Here is a 20058-nt window from a genome sequence, read left to right on the forward strand (position 1 = left end):
TACGTTAAAGATTCTTCATTTCATTCAGAATGACAAGTTATAACTCATTCATAGGATTCCAAAAAACAGTATCTAAATCTTGAATTTGATTGTCAATGACTTTTATACCCTCACTCTCTAATAATTGTTGCATTAAGTTGGTTCCATCAAAATGATGTTTGCCAGTAAGTAGGCCTTTTTTATTTACCACTCTGTGTGCAGGAACTTCTGGTTGTTGATTACCTGAATTGTTCATGGCCCAACCTACCATTCTTGCAGATCTTGCTGAACCTAAATACGTAGCAATTGCTCCATAGCTGGTTACTCTACCAAAAGGAATTTGACGAGCAACATCATATACTTTATCAAAAAAATTATCGTTTTTAGTCATAAAAAAGTAGATATAAATTATTAATCCTTACTTAAGTAAAATTAATCTTTTTTTAATCACTTCATTAAAAAAATTAAACTCCAAAAAAATAAAGTTTCTTTTTATGTGTTTTATTTTTATGAAAAAACTTATTGTATTTATTTTTTTAATACTGGGTTTAACTCTTTATTCGCAAAAAACCATTCATGTTTTTGTAGCTTTATGTGATAATATCAATCAAGGTATTGTACCAGTGCCAAAAAAGTTAGGCAATGGACAAAACCCAAAAACAAATTTATATTGGGGTGCTTTATATGGAGTGAAAACCCACTTTAAAAGAAGTAATGATTGGACTTTTATTAAAAAAATTAAAAGTAAAAATCCTAAAATTTTAGAAAGAGTTTTGTTTAAACATAAAACTTCTAATATTTATCTTTTGGCTGATGCTTATGATGGAAAATATATAAAGAATACAACAATTGATTTTTTAGAAGCTTCTGCTGGGCACAATTCTGAAACTATAAAACATGATAATATAACTCTAAAGTTTGGTGGTGATGTAAAATTGTTAAGTTATGTTGGTCATGATGGATTAATGGAGTTTTCTGTAAAAGGAAATTTTATACCTAAAAATACTACTAGAAGAGATGTCATTATTTTAGCTTGTATTAGTAAAAACTATTTTAAACCTTATATTAAAAAAACAAAGGCAAACCCTTTAGTTTGGACAACTGGGTTAATGGCTCCTGAAGCCTATACCTTAAAATGGGCAATTGATGGTTGGATTAAAAACGAGACTGACTTACAAATTAGAGAACGAGCTGCAAAAGCCTATAATAATTACCAAAAATGTGGTTTAAAAGGTGCTAAAAGATTATTAGTAACCGGTTTTAAAGTTGATAAATAACTATTTTAAAATACTCTTAATAATTTTTAAATGATGATTGGTATGAGTTTCTAAAAACCGAACAACTCTTACTTTATTTATATTACCAAATATAGGATGTTTAAAGTAAGCGTTTTCATTCAAACTAGATATATCTTGTATATTCTTTTTAGCTATTACAAGTTGATTTATAATATCTTCTTTTAAAATAATCTTTGGAGGTAGTACTCTTTTTGGTGCTTTTGCTTTTCCTTTTGGGAAGTGACCTATTGTAAAAAATACTTTTCCAAGAAAACTAAAATTATCTTTATAAGAGCCAACATCAGAAGTTTTCATAGTAGTAATTACACCATTAATTACTTTTAAACTATGGTCTAAGTGCCAGCCAACTGTTGCTTTTGATATTTTTAGTTTTGATTTTTCAAATTGAGTAATGTAACTTTCTATCTCGTTTAATTTGTGTTCTAAAGAAACAATATTCATCCTTTAATTTTTTCTAATATATAAAAATCCCTACAAATTAATGTAAGGATTTTAGAGTTTTATGAGATTTCTCCACAAGGTCGAAATGACATTTAGCTTTTAAATTTAAGTTGCTATTAATAACTAACAACAAACAACTAAAAACTGTTTTTAGTATCTATAGTGCTCAGGTTTATAAGGACCTTCTTGAGTAACACCAATATATTCAGCTTGGTCTTGACGCAATTCTGTCAACTCTACACCAATTTTGGCCAAGTGTAATTTTGCTACTTTTTCATCTAAATGTTTAGGTAACATATATACTTTGTTTTCATAAGCATCTGCATTATTCCAAAGCTCAATTTGAGCTAAAGTTTGGTTTGTAAATGAGTTACTCATTACAAAACTAGGATGCCCAGTTGCACAACCCAAGTTTACCAAACGACCTTCAGCAAGAATGATAATATCTTTACCATCAATTGTATATTTATCTACTTGAGGTTTGATTTCTACTTTAGTATTGCCATAATTTTCGTTCAACCAAGCAATGTCTAATTCGTTGTCAAAATGTCCAATATTACAGATAATCGTTTTGTCTTTTACACCTTTAAAATGCTCCGCTTTTACAATATCTTTATTTCCTGTAGTTGTAATAATGATATCTGCATTACCCATAACAGTTTCTAGTTTTTTCACTTCAAAACCATCCATAGCTGCTTGTAACGCACAAATAGGGTCGATTTCTGTAACAGTTACAATAGAACCTGCACCTTTAAAAGAGGCAGCTGTACCTTTACCAACATCTCCATAACCACAAACCACAACTCTTTTACCTGCTAACATAATATCAGTTGCTCTACGAATTGCATCAACAGCAGATTCTTTACAACCATATTTGTTATCAAATTTTGATTTTGTAACAGAATCATTAATATTGATTGCTGGCATTGGTAAAGTTCCATTTTTAACACGCTCATATAATCTATGCACTCCAGTTGTAGTTTCTTCTGATAACCCATTGATACCTTCAGCTAATTCTGGATATTGATCTAACACCATATTGGTTAAATCTCCACCATCATCTAAAATCATGTTTAATGGTTTTCTATCTTCACCAAAAAATAAAGTTTGCTCTATACACCAATCAAATTCTTCTTCGTTCATTCCTTTCCAAGCATAAACTGGAGTTCCTGCAGCAGCAATTGCAGCAGCAGCTTGATCTTGTGTTGAGAAAATATTACAAGAACTCCAAGTAACTTCTGCACCTAAAGCTTGTAAAGTTTCTATTAAAACTGCAGTTTGGATTGTCATATGCAAACATCCTGCAATTCTTGCACCTTTTAATGGTTGAGACTCTCCATATTCTTCTCTTAATGCCATTAATCCTGGCATTTCTGCTTCTGCCAATTCAATTTCTTTTCTTCCCCAATCTGCTAAAGAAATATCTTTAACTTTAAATGGTACGTAAGCTGTTTTTGTGCTCATATTATGTATATTTATTGTCTAAATTTTGCGATGGCAAAGATACAACATCCTTTTTGAAAACCTATGGCACTTTATAAAACTTTAACTGTTAGTTCTACTACTAAAGTATTGATTTGGAAGATTGAAGAAACTATTGATAAATTAAAATCTGGAATTTTGCTTTCTGAAAAGAGTGAAACTCGATTAAATTCGATGAAGTCTGAAATTCATCAAAAAGGATTTTTAAGTATAAGGCATTTGCTAAAAATAGCTGACTATTCAGATTTTGATTTGATTTATGATGAATTTGGAAAACCGCATTTAGAGGATGGTAAATTCATTTCTATTACACATTCTTTTACGTTTACCGCAATTATAATTTCTGATGATTTGCCTGTTGGAATTGATATTGAAAAGCAGCGTGAGAAGATTTTGAAAATTGCACATAAATTCACGCCAATTCAAGAATACAATACGATTGCTAATGTTGATGCAAAAATTAGCAAACTCACCATTGTTTGGGCAGCAAAAGAGAGTTTGTATAAAATCTACGGAAAGAAAAAACTTTTGTTCTTGCATCATATTTATATTAATGATTTTCGCTTTGCTGATAAAAAAACGACTGGCGAAATTCGATTTAATGGAGAAACAACTTTTTACAACATCGAATTTTTAGAGTTTGAAGGGTTTACTTGTGTATTTGCATACTAGCTTTTGGTATGTTAATTGATAATGTATTTTTTGTCATACTAAAATATATCAACTATGAAAAACATTTACTTACTATTAATAACTCTAATAATAATTTCTAGTTGCCAAAAAGATGAAAAATCTATCTTTATTTCAAAAAATCATTTCAAAGAATTTCAATTTGAAAAAACCCAAATTTTTGATTTAGATACATTGTCATTTAAATTAATTGAAGGGAAAAATGGAACAAAAATTAATTTCAATAGAGAAGATTTCGATATTTCTAAAAATGACAAAATTACTTTAGAATTAATTGAATTATATGATTTTAAAGAAATCTTATATAGAAATATAAATACTGTTACTACTAAAAATGAGCTTTTAGAAACTAATGGTGTTTTATATATTTCTTTTAAATCTAATGAGGAAGAAATTAATTTAAAAAAAGATAAAGTTTTATCTGTTTATCCACCTAAAGGTAAATTAAAAAACAATAATGTTTTTAAAACTCAAAAAACTTCTACTGAATTTATAAAGTGGGAAATGTTGAAAGAGGTAGATACTATTTTTCCGATATACAAAGGTGGTGGTATTTGGATGTCAACTTTTATAAAAAAAGATTCTATAGAGTTTTATAGTAAATTAAATGAAAAATTGTCAAAATTTAAGAATTACAATTCTTTTATTAAATCTAAATATCCTAAATATTTTCTGTTAAGGAATAGTGATTTTGGATGGATTAATATTGATAAAATAGTTGATGTAGATACTACATTAAACTTTAATCTAATAGATATAAGAAATCAATTTTTAGGCTTTAATTTTTACATTACTTATAAAGAATTGAAGTCATTTATTTATAATTCTCGTTTAAAAAATAATTTAAAATTTGAAGAAATACCTATTAGTGGTAAAACATGGATAACTGTTATTGGAGAAAAAGGAGGAGGCATTTTTTATGATAAAATTCCACTCAATAAAAAGTTGAATAATTCTGATATAATTTTAAAAATGAAGAAAACCACCAACAAAAAGTTACAAGAATTATTAATCAACTAACTTTTTACTTCTTACTTTTGACATTTAAAAATAATTACATTATTAAATGTCAGAAATTTTTGATTTCCTTTTTGGACAATACAAAGACTACTCTACTTTACACATCACTTTAGAAATCATTGCAGTAGTTTTTGGTTTTCTCTCTGTTTGGTTTTCTAAACAAAATAAAATCTGGGTGTTCCCTACAGGTATGATTAGTACTTCTATTTTTGTGTATTTACTCTTTAAATGGGAACTTTTAGGAGATATGATGATAAATGGATATTATTTTATAATGAGCATTTATGGTTGGTATATTTGGACACGTAAAGTAGATGAAACGCATGTAACACCAATTTCTAGAACATCAGAAAAAGAAAAAAAGACATCTGTTTTTATATTTATTGCAACTTTAATTTTTGTTTATTTAGTTTACAATTATTTTGATAAATGGACTTCTTGGGTTGCTTATGCAGATACTTTTACTACAGCTGTTTTCTTTGTTGGTATGTGGTTGATGGCAAAACGAAAAATAGAAAATTGGTTGTTTTGGATTTTAGGAAACATCATTTCTGTACCTTTATACTTCTATAAAGGATTTACATTCACAAGTTTTCAATATCTAGGATTCACTTTTATTGCCATTTTTGGTTATTTAGCATGGAAAAAACACTTATACAAGAACCCATTAACATTGTAAAAATCGTTTTGTTTGGTCCAGAATCTACTGGTAAAACAACACTTTCTCGTCAATTAGCCAATCATTACAACACAGTTTGGGCTCCAGAATTTGCACGTGAGTATTTACAAGAAAAGTGGAATAATGAGCGTAAAACTTGTGAGCAAAAAGATATTTTACCTATTGCTTTTGGGCAAATGAATCTAGAAAATAAACTTGCCCAAAAAGCAGATAAAGTTTTAATTTGTGATACAGATTTATTAGAAACCAAAGTGTATTCAGAAGAATTTTATGGTGGTTTTGTAGAACCACAGTTAAATGAAGCTGCTAAAAAAAATCAGTACGATTTGTATTTATTAACCTACATAGATACTCCTTGGGAAGCTGATGATTTAAGAGACAGACCTAAACAACGTTTAGAAATGTTTAACGCTTTCGAAAAAGCTCTAAAAGAAAATAACAAACCATATCTTTTATTAAAAGGAGACAAAGAAACCCGTTTGCAAAAAGCCACAGAAGCTATAGATAAGATTATTGAGGATAAAGAAAATCTTCATTCATTTTCAGATAGTTTAATAGATTTAGATATGCATTTTTTACATCAAAATGGAGATTTTGGGCATTCTTATGATTATTGATAAATAAAAAAAGAGGATAAACAAAAGACGCTCATCTATTCATTTTTTTATCTACTCTTTATTTTTAAGCAAAATGAATACAGAAAATATCTTAAAAGAATTACATTTTAAAGCCATTAGAAGTTCTGGTGCTGGAGGTCAACATGTAAATAAAGTTTCCTCTAAAATAGAATTAACTTTTGATTTAGCAAATTCCCAATCTCTTTCAAAAAGAGAAAAAGAACTTTTAAAATCTAAATTAGCATCAAAATTGACAAATGATAATTTATTAATCATTTTTTGTGATGAAACTCGTTCTCAACATAGAAATAAAGACATTGCAATAAAACGTTTTTTAGAGCTGATTAAAACAAATCTAATTAGACCTAAAAAAAGAAAAAAAACAAAACCATCTAAAGCAGCAATTAAAAAAAGGCTCGAAAATAAACAGAGAACTTCTGTTAAAAAAGCCTTAAGAAAAAGACCAAAACTTGAATAATTTTTAAAAAGCTTCAGCAATATTTACGTAGAAGTTTCCATCAGATTCGTTTCCAGCTCCATAATCTACTCTTAAATTCAACTTTTCTTTCTTATCTAACATAAATCGAAGACCTACTCCAAAATTTAATTTTAAATCGCTTAATTTAAGATCTGTAGTTTTGTTAAAAACATCTCCTGTACCAACAAAAGCTACCATTCCAAAACGACTGTCTTTAAATGTTTTTCTGTATTCTACTTGAGTTGCTAGTAAATTCTCTTCAATATATCTACCTTCTATATAACCACGCATCATTTGTTCATTTCCAAAAAGTGCTAATTCAGATAATGGAACATCTCCATTAGCAAAATGCCCAATTGCTTGGAATGCTATAACGTCATTATTGTTTTCTGATATGCTTAAATAATGGCGTAAATCAAATCTTGTTAAATCAAAATCATGTGTACCACCTAAAGATGTGTTGTAAAAACCTCTTGTAAATTCAAAATACCAACCTTTAGATGCATTTAAAATATTATCTCTACTATCATACAATAAAGCAAATTCTAAACCTGTAGAAGTAGAGCCATCGAAACCAGTTGGTCTGTTTGTATCTAATAAACCATTTGGCTTTACAGTTGTGTCATAAATTTTATTATATCTAAAACCACCTCCAATAAATAAGTATCTTGCAAACATTCTTTTCATAAGAATGGGTTCAATTAAAAATTGAAATGAATCATAAATTTCTTCGTTTGTTTCTGGGGTATTTCTTCCTATTCCATAATAATATCTTGGGTAGTTTTGAAATCTGATATTCCCAGAAATTACCCATTTCTCTTGATTTGTAAAAATCTCAAAACCAGAATACACAAAAAATTGGTTATTTAAAGTATAAAGTAAAGAAACTGGCATGTTAGAGGTTCTTGTTTCTTCTCCACTTCCTTTAAATTTAAATAAATATTTTGCTCCTACTCCAAAACCAAAGTTTGTTTCTGGAGAATAACTAATTATTGGTGCAGTAATAATTTTAGATTCATATAAAGTTGAATCTTTTGCTGCTTTCTTTTTATTAGGATAAAAGGTAAAAAACTCAACAAATTTATCTAAACCACTTTCATTTTCTTTTTCTTGTGAGTTAGTAGAAATAGAAAATAACAAGATAAAAGCAGAACAGATTGAAGTTATTAAAGTATAATTTTTCATGATTGGTATTATATTTTTGTAAATATATTAGGTATTTGGTCTAAAAATTAACTCATATCAAATTTTGGTTAATTGTAATAAGTAGATTTTATAAAAAAAATCACTTTTCTATTTCACAGTAAAAAAAACCAACTTAATTTTGTGCTGTTCTCATAAAGGGGTGCTGTTATCAGTATTCAGTATTCAGTATTCAGTATTCAGTGTTTCACTGTAAACTGCCAACTGTAAACTGCCAACTGAAATTCGGCTGAGATCATACCCAATGAACCTAGAACAGGTAATGCTGTTTAGGGATTTTAATGTCATTGCGAAGTAATTTGAAAAATTACTGTGGCAATCTCTTTAAATATAGAGATTACTTCGTTTACACTCGTAATGACATCAATAATTATTCAATATTAATTACAAGAATAATTACCTCTTTTTATTCGTTTTAAAATTTTTTAAAATGAAAAAAATATCCATTTTTTTATTCTTGTTTGCAAGCATGCTTGTAAACGCCCAACAATTTACACTTTCAGGAAAAGTAGTAGATGAAAACAATGAACCTTTGCCAAGTGCAAGTATTTTAGTTAAAGAAACTAGAAGAGGAACTTCTACTAATTTTGATGGCGAATTTAGCATCAATCTAAAAAAAGGAACTTATACAGTTCAGTTTTCTTTTTTAGGTTACAAAAATGAAACGAAAGTAATTTCATTAAATAATAATGAAGAAATTACAGTTGTTTTAAAACCAAATCAAACTATTTTAGATGAGGTTTTAGTTTCTGCAGTTCGAGTAAATGCAGATATTCCTGTTACGTTTTCTAATTTATCAAAAAAAGAAATAGCAAAACGTAATTTAGGGCAAGACATTCCTATTCTTATGAATTACTTGCCAAACGTGGTTTCTTCATCAGATGCAGGAGCAGGAGTGGGGTACACCTACATGAATGTGCGTGGTTCTAATAGCGAGAGAATTAATGTAACTATAAACGGAATTCCTTATAATGATGCAGAAAGCCAAGGAACTTTTTGGGTAAATTTAGGTGATTTTGCATCATCAACAGAAAATCTGCAGTTACAAAGAGGAGTTGGAACATCAACCAATGGTTCTGGAGCTTTTGGGGCAAGTTTAAACATTTTAACAGATGCTGTTTCAGAAGAAGCATTTGGAGAAATAGCTAATTCTTTTGGTTCTTTTGGTACAAGAAAACATACTGTAAAATTTAGTACTGGAAAATTGAATGAGCATTTTGAAATTGCAGGACGTTTGTCTAATATTTATTCTGATGGTTATGTAGATAGAGCGTTTGCAGATTTAAAATCGTACTTTCTACAAGGAACTTATACTGATGAAAACACACTGATAAAAGCCATTACTTTTGGTGGAACAGAAAGAACATACCAATCTTGGTTTGGGCTTACAGCTACTGAATTAGAACAAGATAGAAGACAAAATCCATACACGTATGAAAATGAAGTGGATGATTACAAACAAGATCACTATCAGTTACACTGGAATGAAAAATGGACAGACAATTGGTCTACAAATCTTGGTTTAAACTATACAAAAGGAGCAGGTTTTTTTGAACAATTTAAAGAAAATGAAACTGCTGCAGATTTTAATAATTTAATTGTTGATGGTACAGATGTAATTGTAAGACGTTGGTTAGACAACGATTTTTATGTATTTAATTTTAATGCAAATTACAAAACGGATAAAATCAATTTGATTACTGGAATCTCGTATTCTAATTATACAGGAGATCATTTTGGAGAAGTAATTTGGGGAGAAGATTTAGCACCTAATGTAAACATTAGAGATCGTTATTATTTTTCTGATGCTACTAAAAATGACTTCTCAATTTTTGCAAAAGCTAACTTCGATATTTCTGAAAAACTATCTGGATATGTAGATTTACAAGGTCGTTTTGTATCTTATCAAACAAAAGGAATTACTTCTGATAGAGATGCGATTGATGTGGATACAAATTTTGATTTTTTTAATCCTAAACTAGGATTAACTTATGCTATCAATCAAAATAATAATTTATATGCCTCTTTTGCAGTAGCAAACAGAGAACCTAATAGAAACGATTTTGAAAGTAGTAATGTAACTAAAAATCCTGTTGCTCATGAAACACTTTTTGATTATGAGTTTGGTTGGAGACTAAAATCTGAAAATGTAAAACTAAACACCAATATTTATTATATGAGTTATGACAATCAATTGGTTTTAAGAGGTGATTTAGATGATGTAGGAGCACCAATTAGAATAAACTCTAAAGATAGTTATAGACTTGGAATTGAAATAGATGCAGATATTACATTATCTGAAAAGTTTTCTGTAAGGCCAAACCTTGCTTTGAGTACTAATAAAAATAGAAATTTTACAAGGTCTTTAAATGGAAGTGTACAAAATTTAGGCACTACAAATCTGTCTTTTTCTCCAAATATTGTAGCTGGTAACATTTTTACTTATCAGCCTAAAGAAAATATTCAAATCTCATTTTTATCTAAATATGTAGGCGAACAATTTATGAGTAATTTAGACAGTGCTGTTTCAGAAGCTGATGTTCTAGAAGGTTTTTTTACAAGTGATTTGAATGTAGTTTATCAAATAAATCCGAAAAAAATATTCAAATCTATTACTTTAACAGCATTAGTAAATAACATTTTTAGCGAAGAATATGTAGATAGAGGTTATTATGGAACTTTCGATTTTTCTAATGGAAATGGAGGAACTACAACTGGTGATTATGCTGGTTTTTATCCACAAGCCACAAGAAACTTTTTAATTGGTGCAACTTTACGATTTTAATGTAAAAAACGCTGTTTCAATATTTTGGAACAGCGTTTTTCTTTTCTAAATCATTTTTTTATATTAACTATTAGTATAATCTTCTACGATTTCATTGATGTTTTCTCTTAATTCATCGAATTCTTCATTTAACTCTTTACAATTTTCCCTCACTTCTTTAGTAGAACCATCAATTTCTTTCAATAGTTCTTTGTATTCTTTTTCAACATCATTTATATCTTCAAGTACTTCTTCTGTTTTTAACCATTCAGGTGCTGTTTCTGATAAATTTCTAATAAAAGGTTTTAAGTTTACCAAACGATTTATAGAAGTCTTGTAATCATTTTCTTCTATTTGTAATAATCTTGTATTGGCTACATTAAAATTATTCCAGTTTTCGAAAGAAAACGTATCATAATAATCTTTTTTAAGCATTATTGTTTCTCCATCTTCTAACTCAACCATATAGATATTAGGATTTTGAGCATAGGCTTGTTTCTTTTCCTCTTTAGAATTACAAGCACCTAACATTAAAAAAAATGATATTAATACTAATTTTATATTCTTTATATATTTCATAATTGTTTTACTTTACGATACAAAGATAAAAGCATTGTAGCGTTCTTTTTAACGCATACAATTTGATTCTTTGCTCTTTTGGAGTAAATGATGAATCAGGTTTTATAAAGAAATTATTGACCTTGAGTATAGGTCTGAACAACTGTTTCTATACTTTGACGAAGTTGGATAAATTCAGCAATTAGTGCCTGCCAATTATCTCTTACTTCTTTTGTTGAATTGTTCTTTTCAGTTAAGAGTTTCTGATATTTTTCTTGAACATCTTCAATATCTTGAATAACATTAATGTTACTTAACCAATTAGGCATAGTTGTACGCAAATTATTAACAAATCTTTCTAAATTATTGATACGTGTTTTTGAAGTTTTAAATTTTAAATCTTCAATTTGATACAACTCTGTATTTAATACATTAAAAGCGTTCCAATTATCAAACGAATAAGTACCTTTACTATCTTTTCTTAAAATTTCCTCTTTTCCATTATCATAAGAAATTAAAAAAAGGTTAGGATTGTTTTGAAAAACTTTCTTTTTTCGTTCACTTTTAGAACCACATGAACTTAACAATAGAGCTATCACCATAAAAAGTGTAGTCATTTTTTTTGTTAATTTCATATTTTTTTTCTGTTTTTATTTCTTCTATTTCCAATTATCAAAAGTAAAAGAAATGTAAAACTTTTTTAATATTAATCGTTGAATTGTCAATTCCTAAAATTACAAAAAATGCTCTTTTTTTATCATTTTTAATTAAAAAAAGCATAAAAACGTTTGTTTTTTAGCAGAATTGACTAATTTTTCGTAATTTAGCATCACATGAAAATTTCGACTGTTTATCAAATTATATCTTCAAAAGTATTTTACTCTTATACAAATATAACACAGTCATCTAATTTTCTCGTTTTCTAGCTTACTGCTAAATTTTCATTTATTCTAAATCGCAAATATAAAACATAAAAACGCACAGCTGTTTTATGTATTTAAAATATTGATGCAAATCAAAAGTATGTTTCTTATTTGTAACAAACAAAACCAAACACAAATATTGTGAAATATAATGAAAGTAATATTTAAAAATTAAGAAAAAATACAATTTATTTAATTAAAAAGAAACTACATGAGACAACTTAAAATAACAAAACAAGTTACCAATAGAGATACAAAGTCACTCGAAAAATATTTTCAAGAGGTTAGTAAAATTGATTTAATTACTGCAGATGAAGAAGTTGAACTTGCTGTAAAAATTAAAGAAGGTAGCCAAAGAGCTTTAGATAAATTGGTAAAAGCGAATTTGCGTTTTGTTGTTTCTGTTGCTAAACAATATCAAAATCAAGGATTAAAATTATCAGATTTAATTAATGAAGGTAATTTGGGTTTAGTAAAAGCTGCTAAACGCTTTGATGAAACCAGAGGTTTTAAGTTTATTTCTTATGCTGTTTGGTGGATTCGTCAATCAATATTACAAGCTCTGGCAGAACAATCTAGAATTGTACGCTTACCTTTGAATAAAATTGGTAGTATTAGTAAAATTAACAAAGTATATTCTAGGTTAGAACAAAAGAATGAAAGAATACCTACTTATGTAGAAATAGCAAACGAATTAGATACTACAGTTAGAGATGTAGCTCAATCAATGAAAAATTCTGGCAGGCATTTATCTATGGATGCTCCTTTTAGAGAAGGTAAAGATTCTAATTTATACAACGTTTTACAAGCTGATGAATCTCCAAAACCAGATAGAAACTTAATACAACAATCTTTAACCACAGAAATTGATAGGGCTTTAGATACACTTTCTCATAAAGAGGCTAAAGTCATTAAAATGTTTTTTGGTTTGGGGCAACATTCACCTTCTAATTTGGCTGAAATAGGTAAAACTTTCGATTTAACAAGAGAACGTGTAAGACAAGTAAAACAAAGAGCCATTAAGAGATTAAAATCTAAATCTAGAACTCAAGTATTACGTTATTATTTAGGCTAGTTACTTTGTGTTTTTTGTGCTTCAGTAGCTTTACGTTCAAACTCTGCCAAATATTCTTCCATTACTGGTTTTACAGTACTTTCAGGAATATCAGATACTTTAATATACATTAAACCATCTACAGCATTGTTAAATTTTGGGTCAACGTTAAAAGCTACTAATCTTGCATTTTGTTTTACATATTTTTTGATAAGGACAGGAATTCTCAATGCTCCTGGTTCAATTTCATCAATAATTTTATCAAACTTTTGCATATCTGCTTTTGTAGCATCAAAAACAAAATCTTTGTCAGCATCTTTTAACTTTACCTTAAACTCTTTTTTGGGTTGAATGTATTGTGCTATATAAGGATCGTAATAATGAGATTTCATAAACTCTATCATTAAAGATTTTGAAAACTCTGAAAACTGATTACTTATAGATACACCACCCATTAAATATTTATGCTCTGGATAACGTAAAGTTACATGCACAATTCCTTTCCAGAGTAAGAATAATGGCATAGGTTTTTGTTGATATTCACCAATAATAAAAGCACGTCCCATTTCTATGGTGTTTTCCATCATTTGATGTAACTCTGGCTCTATTCTAAATAGTGTTTGTACATAAAAACCATTAATACCATACTTTTTATAAATCTCTTTTCCTAATCCCATTCTGTAAGCACCAGCCAAACAATTAGCTTCTCTATCCCATAAAAACATATGATAATAGTACTTATCATATTTATCTAAATCTATTGATTTATTTGTGCCTTCACCTACATCTCTAAATGTAATTTCACGTAATCTACCAATTTCATGTAACAAATTAGGAATCTGTTTTGCATTGGCAAAAAAGACTTCATAATTTTTACTTTCTAATAACCTACCTTTATTATCTCTTAAAGCATCTACCTCTTTTATAAAAGAATCTAGGCTTCTTTGAGCTGTAATTTTTTTAGCAGGTTTTTTTATTTTTATTTTTTCTGTTGATAAAATCTTACTCGTTTTCTCAAAAGGATTAGCTAGCATATAAGTTTTCTTCCTAATAAATTCATAGAAAGAAGGCACTTCTTTATACTCTTTTTGATCTTTTACAGAAATAGGTTTTCCAATTCTTACCTTTATGACTTTTCCTTCTTGAGAAATTACTTCTGATGGTAATTTAGCAGTTCTTAATGTATCACTGATTTTAGATAACAGATAGAATAAACGACTATTTTTTGCATGAAAATAAATAGGAATTACAGGTACTTCAGCTTTTTTAATTAAACGAACAGCACCTTCTTCCCAAGGTTTATCTACTTTAAGTTTACCATCTTTGTATGTAGAGACTTCCCCAGCAGGAAAAATACCTAAAGGTTTTCCTTCTTTTAAATGAAGTAACGCATTTTTTATACCAGCTACACTAGATTTTGCATCTTTTCTAGATTCAAAAGGATTTACAGGCATTACATAGGGCTTTAGAGGCTCTATTCTGTGCAGCAAAAAGTTAGCAATAATTTTGTAATCTGTTCTTTTCTCTAGCAATAATTTTAACAATAAAATCCCATCTACACCACCTAAAGGATGATTAGAAACAGTAATAAATGAACCTGTTTTAGGAATTCTTTTAAGATCTTCTTCTGGTATTTCAAACTTAATATTACAATCGTTTAAAACACCATTTAAAAAATCTACATCAGACTTTTTTTTGTTTCTATTGTAAATTCTGTTTAGTGCAGAAATTCGTAAAACTTTAATAAGAAGCCATCCAATAAATGTTCCAAGAAACCCAAGTTTCTCTAAACCAAGTACTTGTGAAATTTCTTTTGATGTTACTAATGCCATAAATTATCGTAAGTGATAACTGCAAACATAGTAAAAAAAATAAAACAAACTTTTTAGGTTAATTAGGATTAACAACAATTTGTGAGGTCTCTTTATTTACCTGTGTTAGTAAGGATTCTCCTTTTTGATTGATGAGATTTATTGCATTATCATCAAAATGGCGAATAGTGTATAAGTCAACCTGTTTCTGTACATCAATTTTAAATTGAGTTTTTAACTCGTCATAAAAGGCATCAAACTTATTAAATTTATTATCAATACAAACAGAAAAACTAATTGCAGAATTTTGAATTAGATTAACTTTTAACTGATAATCATGAAGTTTTTGAAAAATAAAACTGATATTATTTTCTACCATAAAAGAAAAATCCAATGCAGAAATTGACACCAATATCTGATTTTTCTTCACAATAAAACAAGGAATATAAGGCACCAATCTTGTTCCTTTAGTAACTTTTGTGCCTGTTTCTTTAGGATTCACAAAAGATCGAACCAAAAGTGGAATTTCTTTTCTTTCAAGAGGTTGTAGTGTTTTTGGATGTATTACAGATGCTCCATAAAAAGCCATTTCTATAGCTTCTTCGTATGAGATTTGCTCTAGTAAAGTAGTGTCTTTAAAAGCTCTTGGGTCTGCGTTTAAAACCCCATCTACATCTTTCCAAATAGTTACACTTTCTGCATCTAAACAATATGCAAAAATACCTGCTGTATAATCTGAACCTTCTCTACCTAATGTTGTCGTATTTTCTGTATCATTTGCAGCAATAAAACCTTGAGTAATATTAATTTTACTAGTATCAATTTTTTCTGTAATCAACTCTTGAGTTAATTTCCAATCTACTTTTGCATCTCTATAATTACTATCTGTTTTTATATGATTTCTGGCATCAAACCAAACATTTTCTTGCCCAATTTTTTCTAAATATGCACTTACAATTTTTGTTGATAATAATTCTCCAAAACAAATAATTTGGTCATAAACATAGTTATATCTTTTGGATGTATTTCTTGCCAAAAACCATCCCAACTCACCAAAAAGAACATTTACTTTTTCATAGATTTCATCACTTTTATCAAATAGAGAACTCAAAATATTTTTATGATATTCTTCTATAAAATTTAATTTTTCTGGTAAACTATCTTCTTTGTTATAGTAGGCATCAACTACATCTTCAAAAGCATTCGTCATTTTACCCATTGCAGAAATTACTACAAGCGTATCTTTTGCTCCTTCATTTTTAATAATAGAAGCTACATTTTTTATACTTTCTGCATCTTTTACAGATGCTCCTCCAAATTTAAAAATCTTCATTTTTTTTTAATTTTCATCTTGTAAGGTATCAAAACCTATAAAATACATATTGATTATTTTTGAGATTTCTCGATATAATTTTTTCCTTTCATCAAAATTCACTCGAAATGACAATGAGATTAATTGTTTTCTATAAATTTTGCTAAATTTTCTTTATTCATTTGTACTACAGACCAGTCATTTAAGTATGTAGCTCCTGTACTTTTATAAAAATCGATTGCATTTTTGTTCCAATCTATAACTTCCCAAGCAACTCTATTAAAATTATTATTGTGAGCATATTGTAAAACTGCAGAATATAGTGCTTTTCCTGCACCAATTTTTTGTCGATTTTTAGTTACAATTAAATCTTCTAAATGAATTGTTCTACCTTTCCAAGTAGAATATCTTTCATAAAAAAGAGCAATTCCGATTATTTTCTCATCTTCTTCAGCTACAAATATTTTGAATTTTGGATGTTCAGAAAAACCATCATTTAGCAAATCATTAACAGTAATTTCTACTGCATCTGGTTCTTTTTCAAAAACTGCCAATTCTGTAATTAAATTTAATACAGCTTGCATGTCTGCTTTTTTACCTTTTCGAATTGTAAAACTCATGTTTTTAATTTTTTTCAAAGATAGTTGATTCGTAATCGACTAGAAATATTTGGATATTTTCAACACTTATTTTTGATTTGTTTAAAAATTAAAACAAATTTTACGATTAGTTGTTATAAAACCGATATTAAAGGATAATGATTTGTTAAAAAAATTAGATATTTGTTGCCATAAATATTAATCAACCTAAAAAATGGCAGGAAAAAATCAAACTCTAGGCGAATTTATTATCGAAAACCAAAATGATTTTAAATATTCTTCTGGAGAATTATCAAGATTATTAAACTCTATTAGATTAGCAGGTAAAGTTGTAAATCACGAAGTAAATAAAGCTGGTTTAGTTGATATTACAGGAGCTGCTGGAGACACGAACATACAAGGAGAAGACCAACAAAAACTTGATGTTTATGCCAACGATGTATTTATTAAAACCATAACCAACAGAAATATTGTTTGCGGTATTGCAAGTGAAGAAGAGGACGATTTTATTATTATTAATAGTCAAGACAATAAACATCAGAATAAATATGTAATATTAATGGATCCTTTAGATGGTTCTTCTAATATTGATGTAAATGTTTCTGTTGGTACAATTTTTTCTATTTTTAGGAGAGTTACACCTGTGGGAACTCCAGTAGAATTGAAAGATTTTTTACAATCTGGAGATAAGCAAGTAGCTGCTGGTTATATTGTTTACGGGACATCTACAATGTTGGTTTATACAACAGGAAATGGTGTAAATGGTTTTACGATGAACCCAGCTTTAGGTAGTTGGTATTTATCGCATCCAAATATGAAATTTCCAGAGAATGGAAATATTTACTCTGTAAATGAAGGGAATTATTTAGATTTCCCTGCAGGAATTAAAATGTATATAAAATACTGCCAAGCAGAAGAAGGAGACAGACCATATACAAGTAGATATATAGGTTCTTTAGTTTCTGACTTCCATAGAAATATGATTAAAGGTGGCATTTATATGTATCCTAAAGGGTCTAAAAATCCGAAAGGAAAATTACGTTTGCTTTATGAATGTAGTCCAATGGCTTTTTTAGCAGAACAAGCTGGTGGTTTGGCTACAGATGGAACTAAAAGAATTATGGAAATTGAGCCAACTGAATTGCATGAACGTGTACCTTTTGTTTGTGGAAGTAAAAATATGGTAAAAAAAGTAACAGAGTTTATGCAAACTTTTGGGGAATAAATTTTGGAAGAAAAAACTTTAAGATTACTATTTGCAAAACTTAAAAGAAATAAAATTTCTTTTTCTAAAGAAGGACAAAAAACTATAATTGGTAAATCTAAATTTGACTTTGTAACTTTTTTTGGACTAATTCTTCTACCAGTATTTGGTGGGCTTGTTTTAGTTTATATGTTGCTTTTAGATGTTAATCTGGTTCGAAATAATTTTATTAAAATAATTTTTGGAATTCTTTTCTTTCTAGGAACTGCGTTATTTCATTTAAAGAAAATGGTTGTTAGAAATAAATCTAATCGAAAAACAAAAATCTTACATAATCATCAATTAAAAATTGATAAAATTACCTTGAGTAATCAAAACATTGAACAGATATACTTTGATATTTTTGAGGAAAAAGATGAATATGAAGGCAGATTATTTATTTTGGATAATAAAAATAAAAATCATTTAATTTTTCAGATAGAAGATACTGAACAATATCTAAAAAATGACTTAAAATGGTATGTTACCTTTTTTAAAGAATATTTAAAAATCGATAGATAATTTTTGCCTATGGTTTCATAAGTTAACAAAACGCTAATATGTTGTAAAACGCTTAATTAATCTTTAAATTTGTTAAACAAAAATTAATGTAAACTTTAAAAAATAAAATTATGGCTTTTGAATTACCAGAATTAGGATATGCACACGATGCTTTAGTGCCACATATTGATGCTAAAACTATGGAAATACACCATGGAAAACATCATAATGGATATACCACAAAATTAAATGCTGCAATTGCAGGTACTGATTTAGAAGGAAAATCTATTGAAGATATTTTAGCTAATTTAGATATGAGCAATGGTGCTGTAAGAAATAATGGTGGTGGTTTTTACAATCACTCTTTATTTTGGACAGTGATGAACCCAAATGACAGAGGTTATTTATCAGGTGATTTAAAAGATGCTATCGAAGCTGAATTTGGTTCTAAAGATGCTTTTATTGATGCTTTTTCTAAAGCTGCTGCAACTCAATTTGGTTCAGGTTGGGCTTGGTTATGTGTTCATCCAGGAGGTAAAGTAGAGGTTTGTTCTACACCAAACCAAGATAATCCATTAATGCCAGGTGTTACTTGTGGAGGTACACCTATTTTAGGATTAGATGTTTGGGAACATGCATATTATTTAAACTACCAAAATAGAAGACCAGATTATATCGATGCTTTCTTTAAAGTAATTAACTGGAATGAAGTTGAAAGACGTTATGCTGAAGCAAAATAAGTTTTTGTAAACTGAATAATAAAAAAAGCATCCTACTGGATGCTTTTTTTATTATTGTTTTAATTAGCTAAATCAGTAAAAGTAGTTACAGATGCTCCTGTTAATTCACTTAAATTTATAGAAAAACTTACAGTAAACTTTTTAGTTGAGCTTATAGGACTAACAAAATTATCTGACAATTCAGCATCTACACTTGTAAAAGTAGCAACTCCGTTTTCAATAGTAACTTTTAAATCTGAAGTTGGTCTAGAATTTATAAATGGGCTATACCATTCTTGACTGCCTGAATCTCCTATTCTTGCATTGTTGAAAAAATATTCATCATTTTCTATATTAAAATCTGCATCCGGTCTATGCACAAATGATTTGTTTTGTGTTGGCAATTCTTTAATAAACAATCTTACATAAGTTCCTAAATTTGTACTCTGTGCAGTTGGTTTTTTTTCTGCGATAACAAAGTCATAAACAATACCATTAGAAAGCGAGTATGATGTAAATGAATAATAGTTTAAATTGCCTGAGCTTGTATCTGTTGATAAACTATTCTTGGCAATTATATTTGATGGATCATCCATCATTTCTTCTGTTGAATTATTACTTTCACAAGAAATTAATAATAGGGTTATCAAAGTAATAAATGGTAAAAATTTTAAATTTTTCATAATG

Annotated in this window: 21 protein-coding genes; 11 read left to right on the forward strand and 10 right to left on the reverse strand. The window is 28.3% G+C overall.

Annotated features, from left to right (window positions below):
• Positions 1 to 37: 37 nt before the first annotated feature.
• On the reverse strand, positions 38 to 370 hold the full coding sequence (locus BTO18_RS13885; RefSeq protein WP_105016797.1) for an MGMT family protein: 333 nt from the start codon (positions 368 to 370) through the stop codon (positions 38 to 40).
• A 118-nt stretch (positions 371 to 488) separates the two neighbouring features.
• Between BTO18_RS13885 and BTO18_RS13890 the strand changes: the two genes are divergently transcribed.
• Complete coding sequence (locus tag BTO18_RS13890; RefSeq protein WP_105016798.1) at positions 489 to 1256, forward strand: hypothetical protein; 768 nt, start codon at positions 489 to 491, stop codon at positions 1254 to 1256.
• Here the strand turns inward: BTO18_RS13890 and BTO18_RS13895 are convergent, their stop codons facing one another.
• Both BTO18_RS13895 and ahcY read right to left on the reverse strand, forming a co-directional pair.
• On the reverse strand, positions 1257 to 1718 hold the full coding sequence (locus BTO18_RS13895; RefSeq protein WP_105016799.1) for a DUF1569 domain-containing protein: 462 nt from the start codon (positions 1716 to 1718) through the stop codon (positions 1257 to 1259).
• A 150-nt stretch (positions 1719 to 1868) separates the two neighbouring features.
• On the reverse strand, positions 1869 to 3182 hold the full coding sequence (gene ahcY / locus BTO18_RS13900; protein ID WP_105016800.1) for an adenosylhomocysteinase: 1314 nt from the start codon (positions 3180 to 3182) through the stop codon (positions 1869 to 1871).
• A gap of 63 nt (positions 3183 to 3245) precedes the next feature.
• Between ahcY and BTO18_RS13905 the strand changes: the two genes are divergently transcribed.
• The 5 genes from BTO18_RS13905 to arfB all read left to right on the forward strand — a co-directional run bounded on the left by BTO18_RS13905 (position 3246) and on the right by arfB (position 6684).
• On the forward strand, positions 3246 to 3872 hold the full coding sequence (locus BTO18_RS13905) for a 4'-phosphopantetheinyl transferase family protein (protein ID WP_105016801.1): 627 nt from the start codon (positions 3246 to 3248) through the stop codon (positions 3870 to 3872).
• Between the two features lie 54 nt (positions 3873 to 3926).
• Entirely contained in the window at positions 3927 to 4910 is a 984-nt protein-coding gene (locus BTO18_RS13910; protein WP_105016802.1) for a hypothetical protein, read from the forward strand.
• Between the two features lie 46 nt (positions 4911 to 4956).
• Positions 4957 to 5589: a nicotinamide riboside transporter PnuC gene (gene pnuC, locus BTO18_RS13915; protein ID WP_105016803.1), complete on the forward strand. Its 633-nt coding sequence runs from the start codon at positions 4957 to 4959 to the stop codon at positions 5587 to 5589.
• On the forward strand, positions 5550 to 6206 hold the full coding sequence (locus tag BTO18_RS13920) for an AAA family ATPase (protein WP_105016804.1): 657 nt from the start codon (positions 5550 to 5552) through the stop codon (positions 6204 to 6206). The genes pnuC and BTO18_RS13920 overlap by 40 nt, the downstream gene beginning before the upstream one ends.
• A 73-nt stretch (positions 6207 to 6279) precedes the next feature.
• Complete coding sequence (arfB, locus tag BTO18_RS13925; RefSeq protein ID WP_105016805.1) at positions 6280 to 6684, forward strand: alternative ribosome rescue aminoacyl-tRNA hydrolase ArfB; 405 nt, start codon at positions 6280 to 6282, stop codon at positions 6682 to 6684.
• A 3-nt stretch (positions 6685 to 6687) separates the two neighbouring features.
• On the opposite strand, the gene BTO18_RS13930 is transcribed toward arfB, so the two are convergent.
• A complete protein-coding gene (locus tag BTO18_RS13930; protein ID WP_105016806.1) occupies positions 6688 to 7869 on the reverse strand; it encodes a BamA/TamA family outer membrane protein in 1182 nt (393 codons plus the stop codon).
• A 448-nt stretch (positions 7870 to 8317) separates the two neighbouring features.
• Here BTO18_RS13930 and BTO18_RS13935 point away from each other — a divergent pair, with 448 nt between their 5' ends.
• A complete protein-coding gene (locus BTO18_RS13935; protein ID WP_105016807.1) occupies positions 8318 to 10672 on the forward strand; it encodes a TonB-dependent receptor in 2355 nt (784 codons plus the stop codon).
• Between the two features lie 63 nt (positions 10673 to 10735).
• Here BTO18_RS13935 and BTO18_RS13940 read toward each other — a convergent pair whose 3' ends face one another.
• Together BTO18_RS13940 and BTO18_RS13945 are read right to left on the reverse strand one after the other, a co-directional pair.
• Positions 10736 to 11230, reverse strand: coding sequence for a hypothetical protein (locus BTO18_RS13940; RefSeq protein WP_105016808.1), 495 nt, complete (start codon positions 11228 to 11230; stop codon positions 10736 to 10738).
• Between the two features lie 113 nt (positions 11231 to 11343).
• Positions 11344 to 11844 (reverse strand): hypothetical protein, encoded by a 501-nt coding sequence (locus tag BTO18_RS13945; protein WP_105016809.1) that lies wholly within the window; start codon positions 11842 to 11844, stop codon positions 11344 to 11346.
• Positions 11845 to 12343: 499 nt separating this feature from the next.
• Here BTO18_RS13945 and BTO18_RS13950 point away from each other — a divergent pair, with 499 nt between their 5' ends.
• Positions 12344 to 13207, forward strand: coding sequence for a sigma-70 family RNA polymerase sigma factor (locus BTO18_RS13950; RefSeq protein WP_105016810.1), 864 nt, complete (start codon positions 12344 to 12346; stop codon positions 13205 to 13207).
• On the opposite strand, the gene BTO18_RS13955 is transcribed toward BTO18_RS13950, so the two are convergent.
• From BTO18_RS13955 to BTO18_RS13965, 3 genes are all read right to left on the reverse strand, one after another.
• Positions 13204 to 15018, reverse strand: a complete 1815-nt coding sequence (locus BTO18_RS13955) for a GNAT family N-acyltransferase (protein WP_105016811.1) — start codon at positions 15016 to 15018, stop codon at positions 13204 to 13206. The two genes, BTO18_RS13950 and BTO18_RS13955, sit on opposite strands and share 4 nt — an antisense overlap.
• 58 nt (positions 15019 to 15076) lie before the next feature.
• Positions 15077 to 16330 (reverse strand): aspartate kinase, encoded by a 1254-nt coding sequence (locus BTO18_RS13960; RefSeq protein ID WP_105016812.1) that lies wholly within the window; start codon positions 16328 to 16330, stop codon positions 15077 to 15079.
• A 119-nt stretch (positions 16331 to 16449) separates the two neighbouring features.
• Positions 16450 to 16929 carry a GNAT family N-acetyltransferase gene (locus tag BTO18_RS13965; RefSeq protein ID WP_105016813.1) on the reverse strand — a complete coding sequence of 160 codons (480 nt, stop codon included), beginning with the start codon at positions 16927 to 16929 and terminating at the stop codon, positions 16450 to 16452.
• Between the two features lie 193 nt (positions 16930 to 17122).
• Here BTO18_RS13965 and fbp point away from each other — a divergent pair, with 193 nt between their 5' ends.
• From fbp to BTO18_RS13980, 3 genes are all read left to right on the forward strand, one after another.
• Positions 17123 to 18133: a class 1 fructose-bisphosphatase gene (gene fbp / locus BTO18_RS13970; protein ID WP_105016814.1), complete on the forward strand. Its 1011-nt coding sequence runs from the start codon at positions 17123 to 17125 to the stop codon at positions 18131 to 18133.
• A 3-nt stretch (positions 18134 to 18136) separates the two neighbouring features.
• Complete coding sequence (locus tag BTO18_RS13975) at positions 18137 to 18673, forward strand: hypothetical protein (protein WP_105016815.1); 537 nt, start codon at positions 18137 to 18139, stop codon at positions 18671 to 18673.
• Positions 18674 to 18783: 110 nt separating this feature from the next.
• A complete protein-coding gene (locus tag BTO18_RS13980) occupies positions 18784 to 19392 on the forward strand; it encodes a superoxide dismutase (RefSeq protein WP_105016816.1) in 609 nt (202 codons plus the stop codon).
• A gap of 59 nt (positions 19393 to 19451) precedes the next feature.
• Here BTO18_RS13980 and BTO18_RS13985 read toward each other — a convergent pair whose 3' ends face one another.
• On the reverse strand, positions 19452 to 20054 hold the full coding sequence (locus BTO18_RS13985; RefSeq protein ID WP_105016817.1) for a hypothetical protein: 603 nt from the start codon (positions 20052 to 20054) through the stop codon (positions 19452 to 19454).
• Between the last annotated feature and the right edge of the window lie 4 nt (positions 20055 to 20058).

The sequence above is a fragment of the Polaribacter porphyrae genome (assembly GCF_002954685.1).
GTDB lineage: Bacteria > Bacteroidota > Bacteroidia > Flavobacteriales > Flavobacteriaceae > Polaribacter > Polaribacter porphyrae.

What these genes read in the sequence shown, in the direction of transcription:
- BTO18_RS13885 (WP_105016797.1), bottom strand. Translation starts at nt 370, where the DNA reads ATGACTAAAAACGATAATTTTTTTGATAAAGTATATGATGTTGCTCGT.
- BTO18_RS13890 (WP_105016798.1), top strand. Translation starts at nt 489, where the DNA reads ATGAAAAAACTTATTGTATTTATTTTTTTAATACTGGGTTTAACTCTT.
- BTO18_RS13895 (WP_105016799.1), bottom strand. Translation starts at nt 1,718, where the DNA reads ATGAATATTGTTTCTTTAGAACACAAATTAAACGAGATAGAAAGTTAC.
- ahcY (WP_105016800.1), bottom strand. Translation starts at nt 3,182, where the DNA reads ATGAGCACAAAAACAGCTTACGTACCATTTAAAGTTAAAGATATTTCT.
- BTO18_RS13905 (WP_105016801.1), top strand. Translation starts at nt 3,246, where the DNA reads ATGGCACTTTATAAAACTTTAACTGTTAGTTCTACTACTAAAGTATTG.
- BTO18_RS13910 (WP_105016802.1), top strand. Translation starts at nt 3,927, where the DNA reads ATGAAAAACATTTACTTACTATTAATAACTCTAATAATAATTTCTAGT.
- pnuC (WP_105016803.1), top strand. Translation starts at nt 4,957, where the DNA reads ATGTCAGAAATTTTTGATTTCCTTTTTGGACAATACAAAGACTACTCT.
- BTO18_RS13920 (WP_105016804.1), top strand. Translation starts at nt 5,550, where the DNA reads ATGGAAAAAACACTTATACAAGAACCCATTAACATTGTAAAAATCGTT.
- arfB (WP_105016805.1), top strand. Translation starts at nt 6,280, where the DNA reads ATGAATACAGAAAATATCTTAAAAGAATTACATTTTAAAGCCATTAGA.
- BTO18_RS13930 (WP_105016806.1), bottom strand. Translation starts at nt 7,869, where the DNA reads ATGAAAAATTATACTTTAATAACTTCAATCTGTTCTGCTTTTATCTTG.
- BTO18_RS13935 (WP_105016807.1), top strand. Translation starts at nt 8,318, where the DNA reads ATGAAAAAAATATCCATTTTTTTATTCTTGTTTGCAAGCATGCTTGTA.
- BTO18_RS13940 (WP_105016808.1), bottom strand. Translation starts at nt 11,230, where the DNA reads ATGAAATATATAAAGAATATAAAATTAGTATTAATATCATTTTTTTTA.
- BTO18_RS13945 (WP_105016809.1), bottom strand. Translation starts at nt 11,844, where the DNA reads ATGAAATTAACAAAAAAAATGACTACACTTTTTATGGTGATAGCTCTA.
- BTO18_RS13950 (WP_105016810.1), top strand. Translation starts at nt 12,344, where the DNA reads ATGAGACAACTTAAAATAACAAAACAAGTTACCAATAGAGATACAAAG.
- BTO18_RS13955 (WP_105016811.1), bottom strand. Translation starts at nt 15,018, where the DNA reads ATGGCATTAGTAACATCAAAAGAAATTTCACAAGTACTTGGTTTAGAG.
- BTO18_RS13960 (WP_105016812.1), bottom strand. Translation starts at nt 16,330, where the DNA reads ATGAAGATTTTTAAATTTGGAGGAGCATCTGTAAAAGATGCAGAAAGT.
- BTO18_RS13965 (WP_105016813.1), bottom strand. Translation starts at nt 16,929, where the DNA reads ATGAGTTTTACAATTCGAAAAGGTAAAAAAGCAGACATGCAAGCTGTA.
- fbp (WP_105016814.1), top strand. Translation starts at nt 17,123, where the DNA reads ATGGCAGGAAAAAATCAAACTCTAGGCGAATTTATTATCGAAAACCAA.
- BTO18_RS13980 (WP_105016816.1), top strand. Translation starts at nt 18,784, where the DNA reads ATGGCTTTTGAATTACCAGAATTAGGATATGCACACGATGCTTTAGTG.
- BTO18_RS13985 (WP_105016817.1), bottom strand. Translation starts at nt 20,054, where the DNA reads ATGAAAAATTTAAAATTTTTACCATTTATTACTTTGATAACCCTATTA.